The following is a 22,929-nucleotide window of genomic DNA, read 5'->3' on the forward strand; positions in this document are numbered from 1 at the left end:
GGCGGCGACGCCACCCCCTCGCACGCGCCCCGTCGTGTGTCGGCACAGGCGGCGACACCAGGGACACGCCCGCGCGTCGCCGAGCCTCCCTCCCTCAAGCCGCCCCCCTCCACTTCCCATGAAGGCATTTGCCTAAAGCTATTAGGCACATGCATAATCAGTTCTGCCTCATCATGGGAGGAAGGGCATGGCATACGCAGGACTGACCGCGGAACGCCTGACCCGGGCGGGCGCGGAACTGGCCGACGAGGTCGGCTTCGACCAGGTGACCGTCTCCGCGCTGGCCCGGCGGTTCGACGTCAAGGTCGCGAGCCTGTACTCGCACCTGAAGAACTCCCAGGACCTGAAGACCAGGATCGCCCTGCTCGCCCTGGAGGAACTCGCCGACCGGGCCGCGGACGCGCTGGCCGGCCGGGCCGGCAAGGACGCCCTGACCGCCTTCGCGAACGTCTACCGCGACTACGCCCGGGAGCATCCCGGCCGCTACGCCGCGGCACAGCTCCGGCTCGACCCGGAGGCCGCGGCGGCGAGCGCCGGCGGCCGGCACGCGCGGATGATGCGGGCGATCCTGCGCGGCTACGACCTGGCGGAGCCGGAGCAGACGCACGCCGTGCGGATGCTGGGCAGCGTCTTCCACGGCTACGTCAGCCTGGAGACGGCCGGCGGGTTCGACCACAGCGCACCCGACCCGCAGGAATCCTGGGCACGGGTCCTGGACACCCTCGACGCCCTGCTGCGGAACTGGCCCGCCCCCTGACCCCGCCGCGCCCCACCGGGCCGCAGCCCCCCGACGCACGTCCGACACCTTGATCAACAGGCTGAGACCATGACCACCACGCACGACTGGATCACCACGCCCCTCACCCCGGACCTCCTGCGCGGCGCCCTCGACCTGGAGCGCACCGCGCACGGCCTGCTGCCACACCGATTGCCCGCCCGGGCCCGCGCCCAGTGCGCCGACGGACAGCTCGCCATGGCCGAGTCCCAGCCCTCCGGCGTACGGCTGGTCTTCCGGACCCGGGCCACCGCCGTCGAACTGGACACCCTGCCCACCAAGCGGGTCTACGTGGGCGTGCCGCCCCGCCCGGACGGCGTCTACGACCTGCTCGTCGACGGCCGTCTCGCCGGCCGGTCCGGTGCGGCCGGCGGCAACACCCTGACCATCGACATGGCCACCGGGAAGGCCGAGCACCGGCCCGGCCCCGTGGGGACCGTCCGCTTCACCGGCCTGGCCGCCGGCGTCAAGGACGTCGAGATCTGGCTGCCGCACAACGAGACCACCGAGCTGGTCGCCCTGCGCACCGACGCCCCCGTCGAGCCCGCGGCGGACCGGGGCCGCAAGGTGTGGCTGCACCACGGCAGTTCGATCAGCCACGGCTCCGACGCCGCCGGCCCGACGAGCACCTGGCCCGCCCTCGCCGCCGCGCTCGGCGGTGTGGAACTGGTCAACCTGGGCCTGGGCGGCAGCGCCCTGCTCGACCCGTTCACCGCCCGCGCCATGCGGGACACGCCCGCGGACCTGATCAGCGTCAAGATCGGCATCAACCTGGTCAACGCCGACCTGATGCGGCTGCGCGCCTTCGCCCCGGCCGTGCACGGATTCCTCGACACCCTCCGCGACGGCCATCCCACCGCACCGCTGCTGGTCGTCTCGCCGATCCTGTGCCCGATCCACGAGGACACCCCCGGCCCCAGCGCCCCGGACCTCGGCGCCCTCAGCAGGGGACAGCTGCGGTTCCGGGCCACGGGCGATCCGGCGGAGCGCGCGAACGGGAAGCTGACCCTCGGCGTCATCCGGGACGAGCTGGCCCGCATCGTGGCACAGCGCTCGGCCGAGGACCCGCACCTGCACGTCCTGGACGGCCGCGACCTCTACGGCGAGGCCGACTCCGCCGAACTGCCGCTGCCCGACGGGCTCCACCCGGACGCCGCCACCCACCGCCGCATCGGCGAACGCTTCGCCGGACTGGCCTTCACCGCCGGCGGCCCCTTCGCGGACCGCGGCGCCTGACACCCCGGCCGCCGCGCCACCGGTGAGCGGCGCGGGACCCGGGCTTACGGGCCCGGCGCGGCGGTGGCGCGGTCGTCCNTGGCCTTCACCGCCGGCGGCCCCTTCGCGGACCGCGGCGCCTGACACCCCGGCCGCCGCGCCACCGGTGAGCGGCGCGGGACCCGGGCTTACGGGCCCGGCGCGGCGGTGGCGCGGTCGTCCGGCGACCGCGCCACCGCGCCCGGTCAGCCGCCCGCCGTCTCCCGGTCGTCCTCGGGCCGCCGGTACATCCGGGTCGCGGTGATCTGCCCGTGCACCGCCTCCCCGGCCGGGTCCTGTTGCGGCAGGCCCGGCCGCAGGTGCTCCTCGACGCTGATGTACTTCAGTCCCGCCCGCAGGTCCGCGTCATTGCGCAGCCGGATGACCAGCGGGAACTCGGCGAGTGCCGTGGTGTCGAACAGGCCGGTGGTGTAGAGGAGTTGGACGCCCAGCGCATCGGCGACGGCACGCTGGAGCTCCAGCAGATACGTGGCGTTGGCGCGGCCGATGGGGTTGTCCAGGAACAGCGTGCCGGCGTGCCGCTGCCGGTCGCGGCCCCGGTCGTTGCTGCGCAGCGCCGCCATCGTGCAGTACAGGGCGATGGCGGCGGTCAGCAGCTGGCCGCCGGAGAAGACATCGCCCATCTGCCCCACCGGCACCCGCTCGGCGCGCAGCACCGCATCCGGCTTGAGGATCTCCACGGCCACCCCGCGCGGCAGCAGCGCGGCCTGCACCCCGCGCAGCAGCAGCGACATGCCGTCCCGCCGCAGATCGCTGTTCTTGCGGACCGCCGCACGGGTCGCCTCGTCGATGACCTCGCCCAACCGCTCGGTGAGCGTGGCCTGATCGGGGTCCTCGAAGCGGATCCGCAGGAACTCCTGTCCGGACCACTCCCCCAGCCCCTCGGGCAGCCGGGACAGCCGCTGGGCGGAGCGCAGCGTCGTCAGCGACGACTCCACCAGGCCGCGCAGCCGGTCGACGATGGAGTCGCGGTTGCGCTCCAGCTGCGCCAACTCGTCGGTGAGCACCCGCAGCCGGGGCGCGAACGCCTCCGCCCACTTGGCGGCGTGGTCCGGCAGCGCCGCGGCGGGCAGTTCGCGGATCTGCTGCCGGGCGGGGGTGCGCACCTGCTCGTACCGGGTGGAGTTGGCGTGCCGGACGAGGACGTCGGCGGCCTCGCGGACCGCGGCCTCGGCGGCGGAGAGGTCGGCGGCGCAGCCGCGCAGCGAGCGGCGGGACTCGGCGGCGGCCTGCCGGGCCTCGGCCAGCCCGCCGGCGTACGGCTCGAACGACGCCTCCACCCCCTCCTCCGTGTCCTGCTGGTCGCGCAGCAGATCGCGCAGCAGGGCCGCGGTCTCGTCGAAGCCGCCGGCCGCGTCCTCGGCGGCCCGGTGGCCGCGCAGCAGCTCCTCGTGCCGGTCCCGGGCGGTCTCCAACGCCTCGGTGGCGGTGGCCAGTTCGCCGTTGGCCGAGCGCAGCAGCGCCTTGGCCCGGTCGGCGTCCGCCGGCACCAGCTCGTCGGGCAGCTCGGTGTGCGCCTCGCCGTCCGTGGGCGCCAGCCGCTCCGCCTCGCCGCGGAGCCGCCCCAGCTGCTCGCTGGCGGCCGAGGCGCGGGTCTCCAGCATCTGCACCAGCGACTCCGCGCGGGCCGCCGCGGCCTGGCGGGACGGGCCGTCGGCGGCGTCCGGGCTCTCCAGGAGCTGTTCGGCGCGGGTGCGGACCTTGTTGGTGAGACGGTTCAGCTCGGCCAGCGCCGCGGACTCGTCGCCCTCGGCGCGGGCCTGCTCGGCGCGCAGGTCGGCGCCGACGCCGACCTTCTCGTAGAGCTGGGAGGCGGCGCGGTACGCCTCGCGGAGCGCGGGCAGCGAGGCGGTGGGCTCGGCGGGGGCCTCGCCCAGGTCGTCCGGGACGCCGGCGATCTCGGACCGCTCGGCGCGCAGTGCGCGGGCGGTCCGGTGGGCGTCGTCGGCGGCGCGCTGGGCGGCTCGGCGGTCTTCGTCGGCAGCCCGGGCGCGGTCCACGCACTCCTCCGCACGGGCCTCGAACTCGGCCGCCTCGTCGGCCAGTTCGCGCAGCCGCGACTGCCAGCCGGCGCGCTCGCGCAGCCGGTGGGCGAGCCCGGCCAGCAGATCGGCGGCGCGCCGGGCGCGCTGCGCGGCCTCCTGCCGCTCGTCGCGCACACCGGTGGCCTCCGCGGCGGCCTCGTCGGCCTCGGCGCGGGCGGTACGGGCCTCGGCCAGCTCGGCGGCAGCCGCCTCCGCGGCCGTACGGGTCGCCTCCGCCGCCTCGGCCAGCTCGGCGAGCCGGCCCGCCGGGCAGCCCGCGCGCCAGGACCCGAGGCGGGCGGCCAGCGCCCGGTCCCCGGCGAGCCGCGCGGCCAGCGCCCGGATCTCCTCGTCGCGCCGGAGGGCGCGGGCGCGCAGCGTCTGGCGCTCCTCGTCGGCGGCGGACTCGTCGTGCATCGCCGGGTTCGGCGGCACGAGGAAGACGCCGGAGGCGCCCGGGTCGTCCTCGCCGGCGGGCGGGGTGGGCGCGAGCAGGGCCGCGGCGGTGCCGACGGCGACGGCGGAGCGGGGCAGCAGCGCGGCCTGGGCGAGCACCTCGCGGGCCCGGGCGTGGGTGTCCGGGTCGGTGATGATCACGCCGTCGACGAGCTCGGGGCGGGCGGCCAGCAGCCGCGCGTGGTCGGCCGGGTCGACGGACTGGGCGAGATAGCGCCAGCCGGGCAGCGCCGGGACGCCGTGCTCGCCCAGATACTCCACCGCCGCCAGCACATCGGGACCCGGCGGCAGCAGCCCGCCGTCGCCCAGCGCGCCCAGGATCCGGGCGTCGTCGGCGGCGGCCGTCCGCAGCTCGAACAGCTGGCGCTCGGCGGCGGCGACGCCCTCCTCCAGCAGCTCCCGCAACGCGTCGGCGCTGCGGTCCAGTTCCTCGGCGGACAGCGGGCCGGCGGCGGCGCGGCGCGGCGGCGCGGACTCCGCGCCGGGCGTGGCCGTACGGGGGCCGGGCAGGGCGACGGCCGCCGCCTCGGGGAGCCCGAGGAGTTCGGCGAGCCGTTGTTCGCCGCCGGGGGCTGCGGCGGCGCGGCGCGGCGGCGCAGACTCCGCGCCGGGAGTGGCCGTACAGGGGCAAGGCAGGGCGACGGCCGCCGCCTCGGGGAGCCCGAGGAGTTCGGCGAGCCGCTGTTCGCCGCCGAGGGCCTCGGCGGCGCGGCGCTCGGCGTCATGGGCGCGCCCGGCGGCCTGGGCGGCGTCCTCGGCGCGGGCCGCGGCCAGTTCGGCGGAGGAGTGCCGGGCGGCGGCCTCGCGGGCCCGGTCGGTGGCCTGCCGGGCGGCCTCACGGGCCGAGTCCCAGGCGGCCACGGCGGTCTTCTCGGCGTCCGAGGCGGCGAGCGCGGCACGGGCTGGATCGGCGTCCGGGGCGGAGTCGTCCAGCCAGCCGGCCCGGACGGCCTCCTCGGTCTCCTGGGCCACCTCGGCGAGCCGCTGCCGGAGGTGGTCGGCCTCGCTGCGGGCGCGCTGGGCGTGGGTGGCGGCCGTGGTGGCGTCGCGGTGCGCCGACTCGCCGGCCTCCTGGAGAGCGGCGGACCGCTCCTCCTCCTCGTTGGCCAGCCGCTCACCGGCCTCGGCGGCGCTGTGCAGCGCGCGGACCAGGTCGGCGGCGGCGGTGGCGCGGGCGGCGAGCGCCGGGGCGGCGTCCCGCTCGGCCTCGCGGATGGCGGCGGCGACCCGCGCGGAGCGGTCGGCGGCGGCGCGGTGCCGCAGCGCGATCTCGGCGGCCTGCCAGGCGCTGTGCAGCGTACGGGCGTCGTTGAGCTCGCGGCGCTGGGCGGCGGCGCCCTTCTCGGCGGCGGTCAGGGCCAGCGAGGCGTGCCGGTAGGCGAGTTCGGCGGAGACCAGGGAACGGCGCTCGCGGCTGCGCTCGGCGTCGGTGACGCGGTGCGCGGCGGCGGCGACCGCCTCGGCCAGCTCGGCGGCCCGGCCGCGCTCCTCGGTGCCGCGGGCGTGCAGCCGCTGGGCCAGCGCGCGGGTGCGGCGCTCCGCGCCGGCGTGCACCTCGCGGGCGCGTTCGCGGTGCCCGGCGGCCTCGGCGATGCGCGAGAGCAGGTCGAGCGAGCCGGCGGTGAAGTCCCGCTCGGCGGTGAGTTCGGCGCGCCGGCCGAGCTTGTGGGCGAAACCGTGGACGAGGTCGGCCAGGCCGTCGGTGTCCCGGGCGTCGGTGACGGCGCGCAGCAGCAGGTCGGTGAAGTCGGAGTCGTTCTTGACCGCGAAGAGGCCGGCCGCCTCGCCCTCGTCGGCGTTCATCTCCCGCTGGTAGCGGAAGAGTTCGGGGTCCAGGCCGAGGACGCCGAGGTGCTCGTTCCAGCGCTCGTGGATCTCCTCCCAGACGACGTCCAGGTTGGGGTAGTTCTTCCCGGCTTCGGTGAGGACGTCGCGGAAGCCCTTCATCGTGCGGCGGCGGCCCTGCGCGCCGGACGTGCCCTCGCCGTCCTCCTGGCGGGGCCGGACGAGGGTGGCCTCGGCGACGGGGAGCGAGTCCAGGCTCATCCCGGGACTGGGTCGGAAGCTGTACCACGCCTCGGCGAACTTCCGCGGGTCGTTGGAGACCTGCCGCCCCCGCCACTCGCTCACCTTGCCGACCACGACGGTCTCGCCGGTCAGTACGTGCTGCCACTCCAGCGCGACGTGCCCGCAGTCGTCGGCGAGCAGGAACTTCCGCAGCACACCGGAGCTGGCACCGCCGAGGGTGTTGCGGTGACCGGGCAGCATGACCGAGAAGATCAGCTTCAGCAGGACGGACTTACCGCCGCCGTTCTCCAGGAAGAGGACGCCCGCGGGCGCCGGGCGGCGCGGCGGGCCGACCGGCTCGTCCTCGAAGAAGTCCGCCTGCGCCGGCGCCGGTTGGGGCACCGGCGCGCCGACTCCGCGCAGGTCCAGGACGGTGTCGGCATAGCGCGCACCGGCGGGCCCGATGGAGTAGAGGCGGACCCGGGACAGCTCGTACATGGCGGACTCTCGTTGGTGTGGAGGGCGGGTGGGGCGGGCGGTGGGGGTGGTGGGTGGCGGTGGCCGGCGGTGTGTGGTTGTGGGGCGGGCGGTCGGGGGTGGGGCGTCGGGCGGGGGCCGGGGCCGGGATTTTCGTCCCCCGCCCCCTCCCCCTTCGGGGGGAGGGGGCGGGGGTGGGTTCGGGGGTGGGGGGAACCGCCGAGCGCCTCAGCCGAAGCACCGCACGCTCCCCCGCCCCTCCCCGCCCCCTCAGCCCGAGTGGAACGGCAGGCCCGCCTCCGCGACCAGGTCGAGGTCATCGGTCTCCTCGCCCGGCAGCAGGGAGGCGCTGCCGTCGGCGACGGGCACGATGCCCAGCTCCAGGAGCTCGGCCATGGCCGCACTGCCGGCCATGTCGCGGACCTGGAGCTGATAGCGGGCGGTGGTCCGGTACGCACCGCCGGCGTCGTCGCCGGTGCGCTGGAGGAAGCCGGAGTCGACGAGGAAGGTGACGGCCTTGGCGATGATGCCGGTCGTCGAACCGGCCAGCCGCCGGGCGTCCTTGGTGGCGCCGGTCGCGCTCCGCCGGGCGTAGACCCGCCAGGCGGACTCCAGGCCGGGGGCGTCGCTTGCCGGGTCGGTGTTCTCGCCGTCCTGCTCGGCGCGCTCCTCCAGGCGGCGGCACGCCTGCCGTACGAAGGCGTCGACGCCGTTGACCGTGATCCGGCCGATGTAGCCGTCGTCGGCCAGGTCCTCGGGGCGCGGGAAGGCGAGAGCGGCGACGGCCAGATGGGCCAGGCCGTGCAGGAAGCGGTCCCCGGAGTCGACCGAGGCGCGGCGGGCGTAGTCGCCCATCCGCACGGCGAAGACGGAGTCCTCGGCGGCGGTGACGGCCATCCCGGCGCGGGTGGAGACCTCCAGGACGACCAGCCCGAGGCCGGCGGCGACCGCGTCGGCGAGCCGGGCGAAGGGAGGGTCGTCCCGATAGCGGCGGAGCAGTTCGCCGTATTCCGCGTCGCGGGCGGGCGGCAGCTTGGGCTGGAGGCCGAAGGCGACCAGCCGGGCGGCGTCGGCCGCGTCGGCGGGGTTCAGCGGCGCGGTCCTCGCCGGGGCCGGGTCGGTGCCGTCGGCGGGCGTGCCCCGGCCCGGTTCGCCGGTGCCGGGCGCCGAATCGGGCTGCGGCACCTCGTCGGCGTCGTACTGGCTCACGGGACAGGCTCCTTGCGGGGGACGGTCGGGGGTATCTCGTACTGCGGTGGCCGGTGCGAAGGCGCCGCCCTCCGGGGCGCGGACGGGTGGCCGTACGGGGCGGCGGGGCGGCGGGCCGCCGGGGGTGGGCCGTCCGCTATCGGCGGGAGGCCGTGTGCCACGGGCATCAGGCCACCTCCGAGCGGTCGGCGGCCATCCCGGCCGCGTCCAGCAGGGCCGTGCCGACGATGAGGTCGGCGCCGCCGAATTCGGGGTCGGTCAGCTCCGTGCCGTCGTCGACGGCGAAGAGGAGCTGCTGTTCGCCCTGGCGGTAGGCCGTACCGACCGGCGGGCTGGCGGCGTGCACTGCCAGCAGGGCGACCAGATACGGGAGTTCGGGGTCGCTGCGGCGCGCCTCGGCGAGCAGCCCGGAGAGCCGGCGGGGGGCGTCGGCGGGGAGGTCCAGCAGCGCCATCGCGGCATCGAGCTGGGCCTCGCTGAAGCGGCTGTCGTCGGGGGTGGCCACCAGGTCGGGCTCGGGCATCTCGGCGCCGAGGTGCTCGCGCTCCATGGGCGGGGTCAGCAGCATCTCGACGAGGTCGCCGACCCGGACCGTGGAGGGGGTGCGCAGGCCCGTGCCGCGGGCGAAGAAGGCGTCGGTGACCCGGGTGGCGTGCTCCACGGAGAGCGGCAGCACCGGCGCGACGAGCTGGCCGTAGAGGTCGAGGCCGGCGCGGGCGGTGGGGGCGGCGAACGCCTGCCGGTCCTGCTCGGCGCGGAACAGCGGCCCGGCCTCCAGGAGCCGGGACTGGAGCTGGGTGTGGCGGCGGATGCAGTCCTTGACGATGTCGACGAGCTCGGCGGCGCGCCGCTTGTGCTCGCTGGTCTTCTCGTCGACGGCCTCGGCCTCGTCGCGGGCCTTGCGGATGTTGGTGAGGATGGCGTTCTCGTGGCGGTAGCGGTCCGCCACGTGGTCCAGTGCCTCGGTGATCATGTCGGGGACGGTCTGCAGCCAGTCGACGGCGCGGACGTTGCGCCGGGTGGCGTCCAGCGTCCTGCGCAGCGTCTCGGCGTACTGGACGGTGCGGTAGCGGGCCTGCTCGGCGGCCAGCTGGGCGTCGGCCAGGCGGCCCCGGCTGATGAGCACCTCCAGCTTGACCTCGGCGGCGATCTGGGCGCTGGTGACGTCGGTGTCGAGGGCGCCGACCAGGACGTTGACGGCCTCGTCCGTGGCGCGCAGATAGACCGTGCCGCCCGCGCCGGGGACCTCTTCGACGAGCTTGAAGTCGTAGTCGCGGCGGACGTACGCGCCGTCGGTGGTGAAAGTGCCGTACACGGCGCGGAAGCCGCGGTCCACACTGCCGACGTTGATCAGGTTCTCCAGCACCCAGCGGGCGACCCGCTCGTGCTCGGCCGCCGGGCGGTGCGGTGCCTGCGCGGCGACCCGCGGGAGCACCTTCGCCACTATCTCCTCGTGGTCGGCGCCGGTGTCGAAGTCCATGTTGAGGGTGACCAGGTCGATGACGGCGAGCGCCACCTCCGCCATCGCGTAGACCCCGTACTCGCCCGCGAGGTTGGCCTTGCGCACATCGAGGTCGTGCAGCGGCGCGGTGCACGCGAGGGCGCGCAGCCGGCGGGCCAGTCCTTCGTCGGCGGCCGGGCCCGGCGCGGGCCGGTTCGGGCCGTTGAGCTGGGGCGCAGCGGCCCCCGGGGCGGAAAAAGTCACGTCGCACAGAGTAGGCGCTGGCACTGACAACGGACGAAACGGCGCGGATCCGCTCATGGGTGGACCGCCGCCGGGTCCGTTGACGGACCTGCCGCCCGGCCGACTGGTCAGTCTACGGCGTCACCGGCGGCTCAGTGCGTGGCCCCCTCCGCGACGCGGATGTCGGTCCGCGTGCGGGCGGCGGTGGCGGCGATCTCCCGCAGGGCCCGGGCGACCGCGTCCACCGGGAGCGAGGGCTGGGCGCGGTCGGTGACCTGCTCGGGCGCGTACGGGACGTGCACGAATCCGCCGCGTACGCGGGGCAGTTCGGTGGCGATGAGGTGGGCGAGCCCGTAGAAGACGTGGTTGCAGACGAAGGTGCCGGCGGTGTTGGAGACCGAGGCGGGCAGTCCCGCGGCCCGGACCGCCGCCACGCACGCCTTGATCGGCAGGGTGGAGAAGTACGCGGCGGGCCCGCCGGGCACGATCGTCTCGTCGATCGGCTCGGCGCCCGAGGCGTCCGGGATGCGGGCGTCGTCGAGGTTGAGGGCGACCCGTTCGACGGTGATGTCCGGTCGGCCGCCCGCCTGTCCGACACACAGGACGATGTCCGGTTGTGTGGCGTCGAGGGCGGTGCGCAGGGCGGTCAGCGAGCCGCCGTAGACGCAGGGCAGCTCGGCGGTGGCGAGTTCGGCCCCGGCGAGCGGTGCGGCCGCGGCGGCGCGGACCGCCTGCCAGGAGGGGTTGGTGGATTCCCCGTCGAAGGGTTCGAATCCGGTGAGCAGTACGCGGGTCATACGGTCTTCCGTGGGTTGTCGGGCGGCCGGGGAGGGCCGGTGGGACGGCTCCGCCTCAGAAGGCGAACAGCGCCATGATCACCATGTTGCAGCCGAGCAGCACGCCCGCGGTGGGCAGCTGCGCCTTGATGGGCCCGTACTGGTCCTTCAGCTCCAGCAGGGCGGCCGGGACGATGTTGAAGTTGGCGGCCATCGGGGTCACGAGGGTGCCGCAGAAGCCGGCGAGCATGCCGAGGGCGAGGACGGCGGCCGGGTTGCCGTGGAAGTGCCCGATGAGGACCGGCCAGCCGACGGCCGCGGTCATCACGGGGAAGGCGGCGAAGGCGTTGCCCATGATGGTGGTGAAGGCGAACATCCCCACGCAGTAGACGACCACGGCGACGTAGAGGGAGTCCTTGGGCAGGACGGCGGCGGCGAGCTTGCCGACCTGGCCGCCGACGCCGGAGACCTGGAAGATGGTGCCCAGCGTGGCGAGCATCTGCGGCAGCAGCATCGCCCAGCCCATCGCCTCCAGCATGGAGCGGCCGGACTGTACGGGCACGGATATCCGCTTCTCACGCAGCATCGCCATGGCGACCACCAGCGCGACGACCGCGCCCAGCCCCAGGCCCAGGATGGTCTCGCTGCCCTCCTGGAGGACCGGCCGGCCCCCGAGGGAGAGGTGCTTGACGCCGACCGCGCAGGCCAGCGCGACGACCGGGATGGTCAGGGCCGGGACGAACAGCCTGTTGCCGAGGCGGGCGGCGCTGGCGGCACGCTCCTCGGGGGTGGTGGTGCGCGGGGTGCCGCGCCCGGTGAAGCCGAAGCCGGCCAGCACGGCCATGACGAGGACGGCGGCGCCCAGCGGTTCGGCGGGCGCCTGCTTGGTGACGACCCAGCTGCTGTAGACGAATCCGGCGCCGATCAGGCCCCAGAAGGCGCCGGTCCCGAAGCGCTTGGGGTTGCTGCGGTCGGTGACCATCTGGGCGGCCATCACCAGGAAGCTGAGGCCGACGAGCCAGTAGAACCACTCTGCCTTGATCACTGGCCGGCCTCCGCTGCGCTGGTGTGGTGGACATGTGCGGTGAGCAGTTCGCGCTCCAGTTGCCGGTCCAGGCGCAGCAGCCGCCAGCCGTGTACCACGAAGGCGCACAGCGCGGTGGGGATCGCCCACAGCGCGAGGTGCAGCGGTTCGAGGTGGGTGCCGTACGTGGTGTTGACGAAGCCGGTGATCAGCAGGATCGAGCCGACGGCGAGGAAGACGTCCTCGCCGAAGAAGAGGCCGACGTTGTCCGCGCTGGCCGCGAACGAGCGGATCTTCTCCCGTGTCCCGTCCGGGAGTTGGCCGTGGGCGCGCTCGGCGGCGCCCTCCGCCATCGGGACGGCCAGCGGGCGGACGGTCTGGGCGTGGCCGAAGACGTTGGTCAGCCCGACGGCCGCGCCGATCTGCCGAAGCCCCAGGTAGAGCGCGAGGAACCGCCCGGTGGTGAGCCGGCCGAACCGGGCGATCAGGGCGCGGGCCTGCTCCTGGAGGCCGTAGCGCTCCAGGAGGCCGATGACCGGGAGGGTGATCGCGAAGATGGTGACCGCCCGGCTGCCGGCGAAGCCCTCGCCGAACGCGGCCAGCACCTTGCCGGGGGTGAGGCCGCCGAGGAAGCCGGTGAGGATCCCGGCCACCGCGACGACCAGCAGGGGATTGCGTTTCGTGGCGAAGCCGAGCACGACCACGAGCACGCCGAGAAGCACGATCATGGATCCGCCTTCCGCGTACGGGATGCCCCACGGACCCGTGGGGAGCGAGAAAAGATTGCTGCGGAGGCTATGTGATTGTTGAACGATCCGACAAGGGGTCGGCGGCAGCGGACTTCCGGCGCCCCTCAGCTCTCGGCGATGCGCTGGGCGTACGCCCCCGACAGCTGGCCGCGCGAGTCCTCCAGATAGGCCAGCAGCAGCCGCTCGGCCGCCGCCGCGTCGCCCGCCAGCAGCGACTCCGCGATCTGCCGGTTGCGGACCAGATACGGTGCGTAGAAGCGCTGTGGATCGGCCATCACATGGAAGACCAGCCGGAGTTCGGCCAGTACACCGCGCATCAGCTCGTCGGTGCGCGGACTGCCTGCCAGGGCGACGACGGCCTGGTGGAAGCGGATGTTGGCGGTCGACAGGTCGTCCCACCGCCGGTCCGCGGCGGCCGTCTCGCCGGCCCGCACCGCCGCCTCGATCGCCGCGACGCCCTCGGCCGCCTCGGCACCGTAGGGCCCCTGCCCCAGACCGCGGACCGCCGCGCACTCCACGAGCATCCGCACCCGGAAGATGTCGTCCAGGTCCTCCACGGTCACCACGCGGACGAACACCCCGCGGTTGAGCCGGTGTTCCAGCAGCCGTTCGTGGGTGAGCAGCCGGAACGCCTCCCGCAGGGTGTTGCGGGAGACGCCGAGCGCGCCGCCGATGCTCTCCTCCGACAGCCGGGTGCCGGGCGGGAAGTAGCCCTCGGTGATCCGGTCCCGCAGGATGTCGGCGACCCGCTCGGCCGTGCTGGAGCGCCCGAGCAGCGCGCGGTCCCGCGCCAGGCCCGCGACCTCGGCGAGCCGCCGCTGATCGTTCTTCGTCACTCCGCCGGCCATACGCAGCGCACTCCGTCCCGTACGGACGGACCGCGGGGACCCGTCCAGGTGTCTTGTCAGCGGAAGTCAATCCCAGATGGCAGGACGAGACAACACACCTCTTGTCGGATCGTTCAACGATCGGTACGTTGGCTTGCGCCCCGCATCCGCACTCCCCGGAACGGACACCCATGATCGACCCGGCGGCACCTCCCGTCATCGACCTCAACGCCGACCTCGGGGAGGGCTTCGGCCGCTGGCAGCTCACCGACGACGACGCCCTGCTGTCCGTCGTCACCAGCGCCAACGTCGCCTGCGGCTTCCACGCCGGCGACCCTGCCACCATGCGCCGGGTCTGTGAGCTGGCCGCCGAGCGCGGGGTGGTCATCGGCGCCCAGGTCTCCTACCGCGACCTGGCCGGCTTCGGCCGCCGCGCGATGGACCTGCCGCCGGACGAGCTGGCCGCCGAAGTCGCCTACCAGATCGGTGCGTTGGAGGTCTTCGCACGCGCCGCCGGGGCCCGGGTCGGCTATGTCAAACCGCATGGCGCGCTCTACAACCGCTGCGTCCACGACGCGGAGCAGGCCGCCGCGGTCGTCGCCGGCATCCGTATGGCGGGCGGCGGTCTGCCGGTCCTGGGCCTGCCCGGCTCGCGGCTGCACCGGGCCGCCGAGACGGCCGAACTCCCGGTCGTCGGCGAGGCGTTCGCGGATCGCGCCTACACCTCCGAGGGCACCCTCGTGCCGCGCCGCGAGCCCGGCGCCGTCGTCCACGACCCCGACGAGGTCGTCAAGCGCGCCCTCGGCATGGCCCGCGACCGCACCGTCACCTCCCGCGACGGCACCCGGATCGCGATCGCCGCCCGTTCGCTGTGCCTGCACGGCGACACCCCGGGCGCCGCCGAACTCGCCCGCCGGGTACGGGCCGAGCTGACCGCGGCCGGCGTCCGCGTCCGGAGCTTCGGATGAGCCCGGACGGCGCCCGACCGCTCCCCCTCCGGCCGCTGCCGGTCGGCGCCCACGGACTGCTGATCGAACTGGACCGCGCGGCGGACGTCGAGGCGCTGCACGCCGAACTGCTGCGCCGCGCCGCCGACGGCACCCTGCCCGCCGTCCGCGAGATCGTGCCGGCCGCCCGCACGGTCTTCCTCGACGGCCTCGCCGACCCCCGCGGGCTGAGCGCCGACCTCGCCACCTGGCACATCCCGCCGCTCACCACCGGCGACCGCCCCACCGTCGAACTCCCCGTCCGCTACGACGGCCCGGACCTCGCCGACGTCGCCGCCCTCTGGGACGTCACCCCCGAGGACGTGGTCCAGCTGCACTCCGGCACCGAATTCCACGTCGCCTTCTGCGGATTCGCCCCCGGCTTCGGCTATCTGACCGGCCTTCCGGAAGCGCTGCACGTACCGCGCCGGGCCACCCCGCGCACCAAGGTCCCGGTCGGCTCGGTCGGACTGGCCGGCCCGTACACCGGGGTCTATCCGCGCTCCTCCCCCGGCGGCTGGCAGCTCATCGGCAGCACCGACGCCGCCCTGTGGGACCCGCGGCGCGAGCCGGCGGCGCTGCTCGCACCCGGCACCCGCGTCCGCTTCGTCCCGCAGCCGGCCCGGAGGCAGGTGCCCGGACCGGCCGCCCCCGGGGACGGCCGTACGCGCCAGGAGCCCGCCCGATGACCGACCGCGCCCTCTCGGTCGTCCGGGCCGGTGCGCTCACCACCGTCCAGGACCTCGGCCGGCCCGGTCACGCCCACCTCGGTGTGCCGCGCGCCGGGGCCCTGGACGAGCCCGCGCACCGCCTCGCCAACCGCCTGGTCGGCAACCCCGCGCCGGCCGCCACCCTGGAGACCACGGTCACCGGCTGCGCCGTCCGGCTCCGCGCCGCCACCACCGTCGCGGTCACCGGAGCCCCCTGCCCGGTGACGGTCGACGGCCGCCCCGCGCCCTGGGGCGCCCCGGTCCGCGTACCGGCCGGCGCCGTCCTGGACGCCGGGCCCGCGTCCCACGGGCTGCGCTCGTACCTGGCGTTCGCCGGCGGCATCGCCACCGAGCCGGTGCTCGGCAGCCGCGCCACCGACCTGCTCTCCGGCCTGGGCCCCGACCCGCTCGCCGACGGCGCGGTGCTTCCGCTGCACCCGCCGCACGGCCCGCCGGCCGCCGCCGACGCCGTGCCGCACCCCGGCCCGGTGGCCGAACTGGTGCTGCCGTTCCTGCCCGGCCCGCGCGACGACTGGTTCACCACGGCCGGGCTGCGCACCCTCGCCACCGGCCGCTTCCGGGTCTCGGCGGCGAGCAACCGCATCGGGCTGCGCACCGAAGGCACCCCCCTGGAGCGCGCCCGCGCCGGCGAACTCCCCAGCGAGGGAATGCCGTTGGGCGCCCTCCAGGTCCCGCCCGACGGCCTGCCGGTGCTCTTCCTGCACGACCACCCCACCACCGGCGGCTACCCGGTCGCGGGGGTCGTCCCGGAGCGCTTCCTGGCCCCGGCGGCGCAGGCGGTGCCGGGCACCGCGGTGCGCTTCGTCCGCATCGGGCGGCGCTCCGCGCCGATGGCGCACACCGGCTGACCCCCGGAGCGCGGCGGGCGCACCCGGCGCCCGGTCCCGGTCCGGCGGTGTCCACGGCCGGGCGCCGCTACGCCGCCCCGTACCCGCCGCCGCCCGGCGTGCGGATCACCAGCACGTCGTCGACCCCGACCTCGGCCGTGTCGCACCCCCGCAGCTCCTCCCGCGAACCGTCCGCCCGCACCAGGAAGTTGACGCCCAGCGCGCCCGGCCCGCCGCCCGCCATGCCGTACGGCGCGACCCGCCGGTGGTTGGAGAGCAGGGCCACCGTCATCGGCTCCAGGAACCGCAGCCGCCGCTCCACGCCGCGGCCCCCGCGCCAGCGGCCGGTTCCCCCGCTGCCGTCGCGGAGGGCGAAGCCGTCGACCCGGACGGGATAGCGCCACTCCAGGACTTCCGGGTCGGTCAGCCGGGAGTTGGTCATGTGGGTCTGCACCGCGTCCGCCCCGTCGAAGCCGTCGCCGGCGCCCGAGCCGCTGGCGACGGTCTCGTAGTACTGCACCCGCTCGTTGCCGAACGTGACGTTGTTCATCGTGCCCGAGCCCTCGGCCTGGATGCCCATCGCCGCGTAGAGCGCCCCGGTGACCGCCTGGGAGGTCTCCACGTTGCCCGCGACGGTGGCCGCCGGGAAGACCGGTGCCAGCATCGAGCCCTGCGGGATGCGGACCTCGACGGGCTTGAGGCAGCCGCTGTTGAGCGGGATGTCCTCGGCGACCAGGGTCCGCAGCACGTACAGCACCGCCGCCATCACCACCGAGCTGGGCGCGTTGGCGTTGCCGGGCTGCTGCGGTGACGTACCGGCGAAGTCCAGCACGGCGCTGCGGGCCGCCCGGTCGACGGTCAGCGCGACCCGGATCCGCGCCCCGCTGTCCGTCTCGTAGCGGTAGCTCCCGTCCGGCAGCCGGCCGAGGATCCGCCGCACCGACTCCTCGGCGTTGTCCTGGACGTGGCCCATGTACGCCCGTACGACGTCCAGCCCGAACTCCTCGGTCATCCGCCGCAGTTCCCGGATCCCCTTCTCGTTGGCGGCGATCTGGGCGCGGAGATCGGCGAGGTTGACGTCCGGCGCACGGGACGGGTACGGCCCGGAGGTGAGCAGGTCGCGGGTCTCCCGCTCGCGCAGCCGGCCGTCGCGCACCAGCAGCCAGTTGTCGAAGAGGACGCCCTCCTCCTGGATGGTGCTGCTGAACGCGGGCATCGAGCCCGGGGTGATACCGCCGATCTCGGCGTGGTGGCCGCGGGAGGCGACCAGGAACAGCAGTTCCCGTCCCGAGGGTCCCGGTGGACCGAAGACCGGGGTGACGACGGTGACGTCCGGCAGGTGCGTCCCTCCGTGGTACGGGTCGTTGATCGCGTACACGTCGCCCGGCCGCAGATCGCCGCCGCGTCGCCGCAGCACCTCTTTGATGGACTCCCCCATCGAGCCCAGGTGCACGGGAATGTGGGGGGCGTTGGCGATCAGGTTTCCTTCGGCGTCGAACAGCGCGCAGGAGAAGTCCAGCCGCTCCTTGATGTTGACGGAGTGCGCGGTGTTCTCCAGCCGTACGCCCATCTGCTCGGCGATCGCCATGAAGAGGCTGTTGAAGACCTCCAGCATCACCGGGTCGGCCCGGGTGCCGACGGCGGTCCGCCGGGGCCGCGGCCGGGCCCGGGTCAGCAGCAGATGCCCGCGCTCGCCCACGGCCGCCTGCCAGCCGGGGTCGAGCACCGTCGTGGCGTCCTCCTCGGCGATGATCGCCGGACCGGTGAGGACGTCGCCGGGCCGCAGCTCCGTACGGCGGTGGAGCTCCGTCTCCCGCCACCGCCCGCCGGCGTGCATCCGCACCGTCGCGGCGGGCCGCAACTCCCCTTCCCTGGCCCCGAGTCGTACGTCGTGTCCGCTCGCCCCGCCGGCCGCTCCGCGCGCCTCCACCGACACCGCCTCGGCCACCAGCGGCTTGTCCATGGTGAAGGCGTAGCGCTCGCGGTGCGTCCGGACGAACTCCGCGGCCATGGCGTCGGCCGAGGCCAGCGGAACACCGATGGTGGAGTCCGTCCCGGCGTAGCGGACCAGCACCCTGGCGCGGGTGGTGACGGACGCGTCCGGCACCCCGTCGTCGAGCAGCTCCCGCCGGGTCTGCACGGCCAGCGTCTCGCACACCGCGCGCACCCGGTCCATCGCGCCCGGCTCCAGGAACCGTTCCTCGACGGCCTGTTCGCGCATCGCGGTGGCGTCGGCGACGCCGATGCCGTACGCGGAGAGCACCCCGGCCAGCGGCGGGACCAGCACCGTGCCGACGCCGAGTGCGTCGGCGACCGCGCAGGCGTGCTGGCCGCCCGCGCCGCCGAAGCTGACGAGGGCGTAGCGGGTGATGTCCCGGCCGCGCTGGACGGAGATCTTCTTGACCGCGTTGGCCATGTTGAGCACCGCGATGTCGAGGAAGCCGGCGGCGACGTCCTCGGGGCCGCGGTCGTCGCCGGTCTCCGCGGCGATGCGCCGGGCCAGCTCGGCGAAGCGGGCGCGGACCACCGCGGCGTCCAGCGGCTGATCGCCGCCCGGCCCGAACACCGCCGGGAAGTGGGCGGGTTGGATGCGGCCGAGCATCACGTTGGCGTCCGTGACGGTGAGCGGGCCGCCGCGCCGGTAGCAGGCCGGTCCGGGGACCGCGCCGGCCGAGTCGGGGCCGACCCGGTAGCGGCGGCCGTCGAAGTGCAGTACGGAGCCGCCGCCGGCCGCGACGGTGTGGATGTTCATCATCGGGGCGCGCATCCGCACCCCGGCGACCTCGCTGCCGAAGATCCGCTCGAACTCGCCCGCGTAGTGCGAGACATCGGTGGAGGTGCCGCCCATGTCGAAGCCGATGACCCGGTCGAAGCCGGCCGCGTCCGGAGCACCGCCGCCGGCCTCCGCGGCGGTCCGCACCATGCCGACCACCCCGCCGGCCGGCCCGGACAGCACCGCGTCCTTGCCCCGGAAGTGCGCGGCCTCCCGCAGCCCGCCGTTCGACTGCATGAACATCAGCCGGATACCGGGGAGTTGGGCCGCGACCTCGTCGACGTACCGCCCCAGGATCGGCGAGAGGTACGCGTCGACGACCGTGGTGTCCCCGCGCGCCACCAGCTTCATCAGCGGGCTGACCTCGTGCGAGCAGCTGACCTGGGTGAAGCCGGCCTCCCTGGCCAGCTCGGCGACGGCCCGCTCGTGCGCGGCGTGCCGGTAGCCGTGCAGCAGCACCACGGCCGCGCTGCGCAGCCCGTCCGCCCGGGCCCCGACCAGCGCCCGGCGGACCCCCTCCCCGTCCAGCGGGCGGACGATCTCGCCGTGCGCGCCGACCCGCTCCGGCACCTCGATCACCCGGTCGTAGAGCGCCTCCGGGAGCACGATCCGGCGGTCGAAGATCCGCGGCCGGTTCTGGTACGCGATCCGCAGCGCGTCCCGGAACCCCTCGGTGGTGAGCAGCACCGTCGGCTCGCCGGTGCGCTCCAGCAGCGCGTTGGTGGCCACGGTGGTGCCCATCTTGACGACCGCGACCCGCTCGGCGGGCACCGGTTCGTCCGCGCCGAGCCCCAGCATCATCCGGATCCCGGCGACCCCGGCGTCCCGATAGCGCTCGGGGTGGTGCGAGAGCAGCTTGCCGGTGACCAGCCGCCCGTCCGGTCGCCGGCCGATGACGTCCGTGAACGTGCCACCGCGATCGATCCAGAACTCCCAGCGTCCGGTCATCCCGCCATTGTCGCAGCGCCCTTCGGGTCGGACAGGGCGGCGAGCGCGGTACCCGTGGCGCGGTCGGCCGCGGCGTCCAGCAACCGCCCGGATCCGGCCAGCCCGTAGCGGCACTCCTGGACGGCGAGCGCGAGCAGACCGGGCAGCAGGTCGGTGCAGCGGTCCACCACCCACCGGGTCCCGCGGGTCGCCATCCACACCGCGGAACCGGTACGGGTCGGCGGCGGACCGTCCAGGGCGAGCGAGGGCGGCGGCCCCGCGGCGAGCCCCCGCTCGGCGAGGGCGGCGTGGAAGCCGCGGGCCAGCAGCCGGTGGCCGCGCTCGCTGGGGTGCAGCCGGTCGACGCTCCAGGACGCCCGGTCGGCCACCCAGCTGTGGTCGGCGAGATGCAGATGGACGCCTCCGTAGCGTGCCGACACCGCGTGCACGACGGTGTTCACCGCCCGCATCCGGCGCGCCAGCGGCCGGGCCAGCGGCCCGGGCAGCCCGAGCATCCGCCCGGGATCGGGCAGGCAGGCGGTCAGCACCACGGCCCCGTCGGCGCTCAGCGCACGGTGCGCGTGATCCAGTGCGGCGGCCACCCGATCGATGGTGAACGCGGCGCGCAGGGTGTCGTTCGCCCCCACCACCAAGGACACCAGCCGCGGCGCCAGCGCCCGCGCCGCGGGCAGCTGCCGCTCAGCCACATCGCCCGCCAGCGCCCCGCTTCGCGCGAGGTTGACCAGTTCCAGGTCCCCGGGCCGCTCCCCCACCGCGTCGGCCAGCAGCGCGGCCCAGCCCCGCCAACCGCCCCCGGCCACCGGGTCGCCCAGCCCCTCGGTCAGCGAATCGCCCAGTGTGACGAACCGCGGCGCCGCCACCGTCACCACCCGCCCCGGGGCCCCACCGGCCGCGGAACCACCGGATCGGCGACCCGAACCGACGGGTCACCGCTCAGCCGCGGCGCGTCGTGCGCCGCCAGGAACGCCGCCACCGCCGGCCGCCACCCGTACCCCTCGGCGCGCCGCCGGGCGGCGTCCCTGCGTACCGCCTCGGGCCGCGCCAGCACCCGTTGCACCGCGTCCGCGAAGGACGGGCCGTCGTCCAGCGCCGTGTCGCCGCCACCGCCCACCAGCCCGGCCAGCGCCGAGGCGGCGCTCGCCACCACCGGCGTACCGCAGGCCAGCGCCTCCAGCGCCGCCAGCCCGAACGTCTCGGCCGGGCCGGGCGCCAGCACCACATCGGCGCTCGCCTGGAGCCCGGCCAGCCGCTCCCGGTCGGCGAGGTGCCCCAGGAACGCCACCGGGAGCCCCTCAGCCCGCGCCCGGGCCTCCAGCCGCCCCCGCAGCGGCCCCTCACCGGCCACCACCAGCGCCGCGTCCACGCCCCGCCGCCGCAGCTCCACCAGCGCCTCCAGCGCCCGTCCCGGCCGCTTCTCCTGCGACAGCCGGGAGCACATCAGCAGCAGGACCGCCGCCCGCCCCGCGTGGCGGCTGCGCAGCCCCTCGCTCCGGCAGTCCGGATGCCAGGCGGCGAGATCGACCCCGAGCGGCGCCCGCACCACGTTCCGCGCCCCGACCCGGGTGAACTCCGCGGCCGCCCACTCGGTGGTGCACACCACCCGGCTGTAGGCGTACGCGGTCCGCCGGTTGAGCCGGTCCGCGGCGGTGCGGGCCGCGGGGGTGGGCACCCCCCAGGTGCGCAGCACCCCGTCCACGCTCTCGTGCGAGACCATCACCGCGGGGACCCGCGCCCGCCGCGCCCACTGCCCCGTCCAGCGCAGCGTCGTCCGGTCGGAGACCTCCAGCCGGTCGGGGGCCAGCGCCTCCAGCAGCTGCCGCAGCCGCCGATGGTCGGTCAGCACCCGGTAGCCGCCGCTGCCCGGCACCACCGGGCCGGGGAGGGTGATCACCCTCCCCTGCGCGGTGTGCTCGTCCCGTATCCCCGCGCCGGGCGCCGCGCCGGGCGGGCCCGGCACGATGAGCACCGGCTCGTGGCCGGCGGCCCGGTAGCCCACGCCGAGCTCGCGCAGCGCGGTACGCAGGCCGCCGGAGGCCGGCGTGACGAAGTTGGCGATCCGTACGATCCGCAGGCCCCGCGCGGCGTCCCGGTCCCGGCGCCCGGTCATGCCGCGACCGCCGTCCGGTCGGCGAGCACGTCGTCGTAGTAGCCCAGCAGCTGGTCGCCGACCGCCTCCCAGGTGCGGTCCGCCACCGCCCGCCGGCCGGCCGCGCCGTACCGCACCCGCAGCTCGGCGCTGCCGCCCAGCAGCCGCACCGCGTCCCGTACCGCACCGCCGTCGCCCGGGGGCACCAGCAGGCCCGTACGACCGTGGTCGACCAGATCCAGCGGCCCGCCGGCGCCCGGCGCGACCACCGGCACACCGGACGCCATCGCCTCCTGCACCGTCTGGCAGAAGGTCTCGTACGGCCCGGTGTGCACGAACACGTCCAACGAGGCGTACAGCCGGGCCAGTTCGTCGCCCGTCCGGCGCCCCAGGAACCGCACCTCCGGCAGCTGCGCCCGCAGCCCGGCGGCGCTCGGGCCCTCGCCGATCACCACCGTCCGCACCCCGGGCAGCCGCGAGGTCTCGGCCAGCAGCCGGACGTCCTTCTCCGGCGCCAGCCGCCCCACGTACCCCACCAGCAGCTCCCGCCCGGCCAGCAGCGAACTGCGCAGTACCGCGTCCCGCCGGCCGGGGTCGAACCGCTCCGAGTCCACCCCGCGCGGCCACAGCCGCACCCGCGGCACACCGTGCTCGGTCAGATCCAGCAGCGCCGAGCTGGAGGGCGCGAGCGTGAGATCGGCGGCGGCGTGCACCGCCCGAATCCGCCGCCAGGCCGTCGGCCCGCCGCGCCCCAGATACGTACGGGCGTAACGCCCCATGTCGGTCTGGTACACCGCGACCGCCGGCACCCGCCGCCGTGCCGCCGCCGCCATCCCCCGCGCACCGAGGACGAACGGGCTGGCCAGATGCACCAGATCGGGCCGGTGCCCGGCCAGCGCCGCGGACAGCCGCCGCCCCGGCAGCGCGATCCGCACCTGCGGATACCCGGGCAACGGCATCGACGGCACCCGCACCACAGGACACGGGCTCTCGTACCCGTACGAACCGGCGGCCGGCGCGGAGCCACCGAGCGGCGCGATGACGAGCGGCTCATGCCCGCGCCGGACCAGATGCCGGGCGGTCTCCAGGGCGCAGTGGGCGACGCCGTTGACATCGGGCGGAAAGGATTCGGTGACGATGACGACACGCATACCGCTGTTGTCCACGCACCGTGCGTGGACCGGACCAAGGGGATCTTTCCAACCGGCGAACGTCCCATGAGCGTTCCCCTGCGGAGGCGGCGGCGCGGTCCGGCCGGCCGGACGCCGGCCGCCTCAGGACAGCGGCGGCCCGCA

Annotated in this window: 16 protein-coding genes; 5 read left to right on the top strand and 11 right to left on the bottom strand. The window is 75.6% G+C overall.

The window, feature by feature from the left end; translation table 11 throughout:
* Positions 1–187 precede the first annotated feature (187 nt).
* On the top strand, positions 188–757 hold the full coding sequence (locus ACO1BR_RS11565) for a TetR/AcrR family transcriptional regulator (RefSeq protein WP_426794956.1): 570 nt from the start codon (positions 188–190) through the stop codon (positions 755–757).
* Between the two features lie 69 nt (positions 758–826).
* Entirely contained in the window at positions 827–2,011 is a 1,185-nt protein-coding gene (locus tag ACO1BR_RS11570; protein ID WP_426794957.1) for a GDSL-type esterase/lipase family protein, read from the top strand.
* A 224-nt stretch (positions 2,012–2,235) separates the two neighbouring features.
* Here the strand turns inward: ACO1BR_RS11570 and ACO1BR_RS11575 are convergent, their stop codons facing one another.
* The 7 genes from ACO1BR_RS11575 to ACO1BR_RS11605 all read right to left on the bottom strand — a co-directional run bounded on the left by ACO1BR_RS11575 (position 2,236) and on the right by ACO1BR_RS11605 (position 13,304).
* Positions 2,236–7,035 (bottom strand): hypothetical protein, encoded by a 4,800-nt coding sequence (locus ACO1BR_RS11575; protein ID WP_426794958.1) that lies wholly within the window; start codon positions 7,033–7,035, stop codon positions 2,236–2,238.
* A 249-nt stretch (positions 7,036–7,284) separates the two neighbouring features.
* On the bottom strand, positions 7,285–8,223 hold the full coding sequence (locus tag ACO1BR_RS11580) for a hypothetical protein (RefSeq protein ID WP_426794959.1): 939 nt from the start codon (positions 8,221–8,223) through the stop codon (positions 7,285–7,287).
* 166 nt (positions 8,224–8,389) lie between these two features.
* A complete protein-coding gene (locus ACO1BR_RS11585; RefSeq protein ID WP_426794960.1) occupies positions 8,390–9,928 on the bottom strand; it encodes a hypothetical protein in 1,539 nt (512 codons plus the stop codon).
* A 131-nt stretch (positions 9,929–10,059) separates the two neighbouring features.
* A complete protein-coding gene (pcp, locus tag ACO1BR_RS11590) occupies positions 10,060–10,704 on the bottom strand; it encodes a pyroglutamyl-peptidase I (protein WP_426794961.1) in 645 nt (214 codons plus the stop codon).
* A 55-nt stretch (positions 10,705–10,759) separates the two neighbouring features.
* Entirely contained in the window at positions 10,760–11,728 is a 969-nt protein-coding gene (locus tag ACO1BR_RS11595; protein WP_426794962.1) for a DUF979 domain-containing protein, read from the bottom strand.
* On the bottom strand, positions 11,725–12,435 hold the full coding sequence (locus ACO1BR_RS11600) for a DUF969 domain-containing protein (RefSeq protein WP_426794963.1): 711 nt from the start codon (positions 12,433–12,435) through the stop codon (positions 11,725–11,727). Before ACO1BR_RS11600 ends, ACO1BR_RS11595 begins: the two co-directional genes overlap by 4 nt.
* Before the next feature lie 125 nt (positions 12,436–12,560).
* On the bottom strand, positions 12,561–13,304 hold the full coding sequence (locus ACO1BR_RS11605) for a GntR family transcriptional regulator (protein ID WP_426794964.1): 744 nt from the start codon (positions 13,302–13,304) through the stop codon (positions 12,561–12,563).
* A 170-nt stretch (positions 13,305–13,474) separates the two neighbouring features.
* Between ACO1BR_RS11605 and ACO1BR_RS11610 the strand changes: the two genes are divergently transcribed.
* From ACO1BR_RS11610 to ACO1BR_RS11620, 3 genes are read left to right on the top strand one after another with little or no spacing between them, the layout of a single operon-like run.
* Positions 13,475–14,251, top strand: coding sequence for a LamB/YcsF family protein (locus ACO1BR_RS11610; RefSeq protein ID WP_426794965.1), 777 nt, complete (start codon positions 13,475–13,477; stop codon positions 14,249–14,251).
* On the top strand, positions 14,248–14,958 hold the full coding sequence (gene pxpB, locus ACO1BR_RS11615) for a 5-oxoprolinase subunit PxpB (protein WP_426794966.1): 711 nt from the start codon (positions 14,248–14,250) through the stop codon (positions 14,956–14,958). Before ACO1BR_RS11610 ends, pxpB begins: the two co-directional genes overlap by 4 nt.
* Complete coding sequence (locus tag ACO1BR_RS11620) at positions 14,955–15,848, top strand: biotin-dependent carboxyltransferase family protein (protein WP_426794967.1); 894 nt, start codon at positions 14,955–14,957, stop codon at positions 15,846–15,848. Before pxpB ends, ACO1BR_RS11620 begins: the two co-directional genes overlap by 4 nt.
* A gap of 67 nt (positions 15,849–15,915) precedes the next feature.
* On the opposite strand, the gene ACO1BR_RS11625 is transcribed toward ACO1BR_RS11620, so the two are convergent.
* Genes ACO1BR_RS11625 through ACO1BR_RS11640 form a run of 4 tightly spaced genes read right to left on the bottom strand, consistent with a single transcriptional unit; the run spans position 15,916 to position 22,785 of the window.
* Positions 15,916–19,548 carry a hydantoinase B/oxoprolinase family protein gene (locus ACO1BR_RS11625; protein ID WP_426794968.1) on the bottom strand — a complete coding sequence of 1,211 codons (3,633 nt, stop codon included), beginning with the start codon at positions 19,546–19,548 and terminating at the stop codon, positions 15,916–15,918.
* Positions 19,545–20,408, bottom strand: coding sequence for an SGNH/GDSL hydrolase family protein (locus ACO1BR_RS11630; RefSeq protein WP_426794969.1), 864 nt, complete (start codon positions 20,406–20,408; stop codon positions 19,545–19,547). The genes ACO1BR_RS11625 and ACO1BR_RS11630 overlap by 4 nt, the downstream gene beginning before the upstream one ends.
* Before the next feature lie 2 nt (positions 20,409–20,410).
* On the bottom strand, positions 20,411–21,655 hold the full coding sequence (locus tag ACO1BR_RS11635; protein ID WP_426794970.1) for a glycosyltransferase: 1,245 nt from the start codon (positions 21,653–21,655) through the stop codon (positions 20,411–20,413).
* On the bottom strand, positions 21,652–22,785 hold the full coding sequence (locus ACO1BR_RS11640) for a glycosyltransferase family 4 protein (RefSeq protein ID WP_159509962.1): 1,134 nt from the start codon (positions 22,783–22,785) through the stop codon (positions 21,652–21,654). The genes ACO1BR_RS11635 and ACO1BR_RS11640 overlap by 4 nt, the downstream gene beginning before the upstream one ends.
* Positions 22,786–22,929 lie beyond the last annotated feature (144 nt).

Source organism: Streptomyces sp. YGL11-2, from assembly GCF_050054615.1.
Lineage (GTDB): Bacteria > Actinomycetota > Actinomycetes > Streptomycetales > Streptomycetaceae > Streptomyces.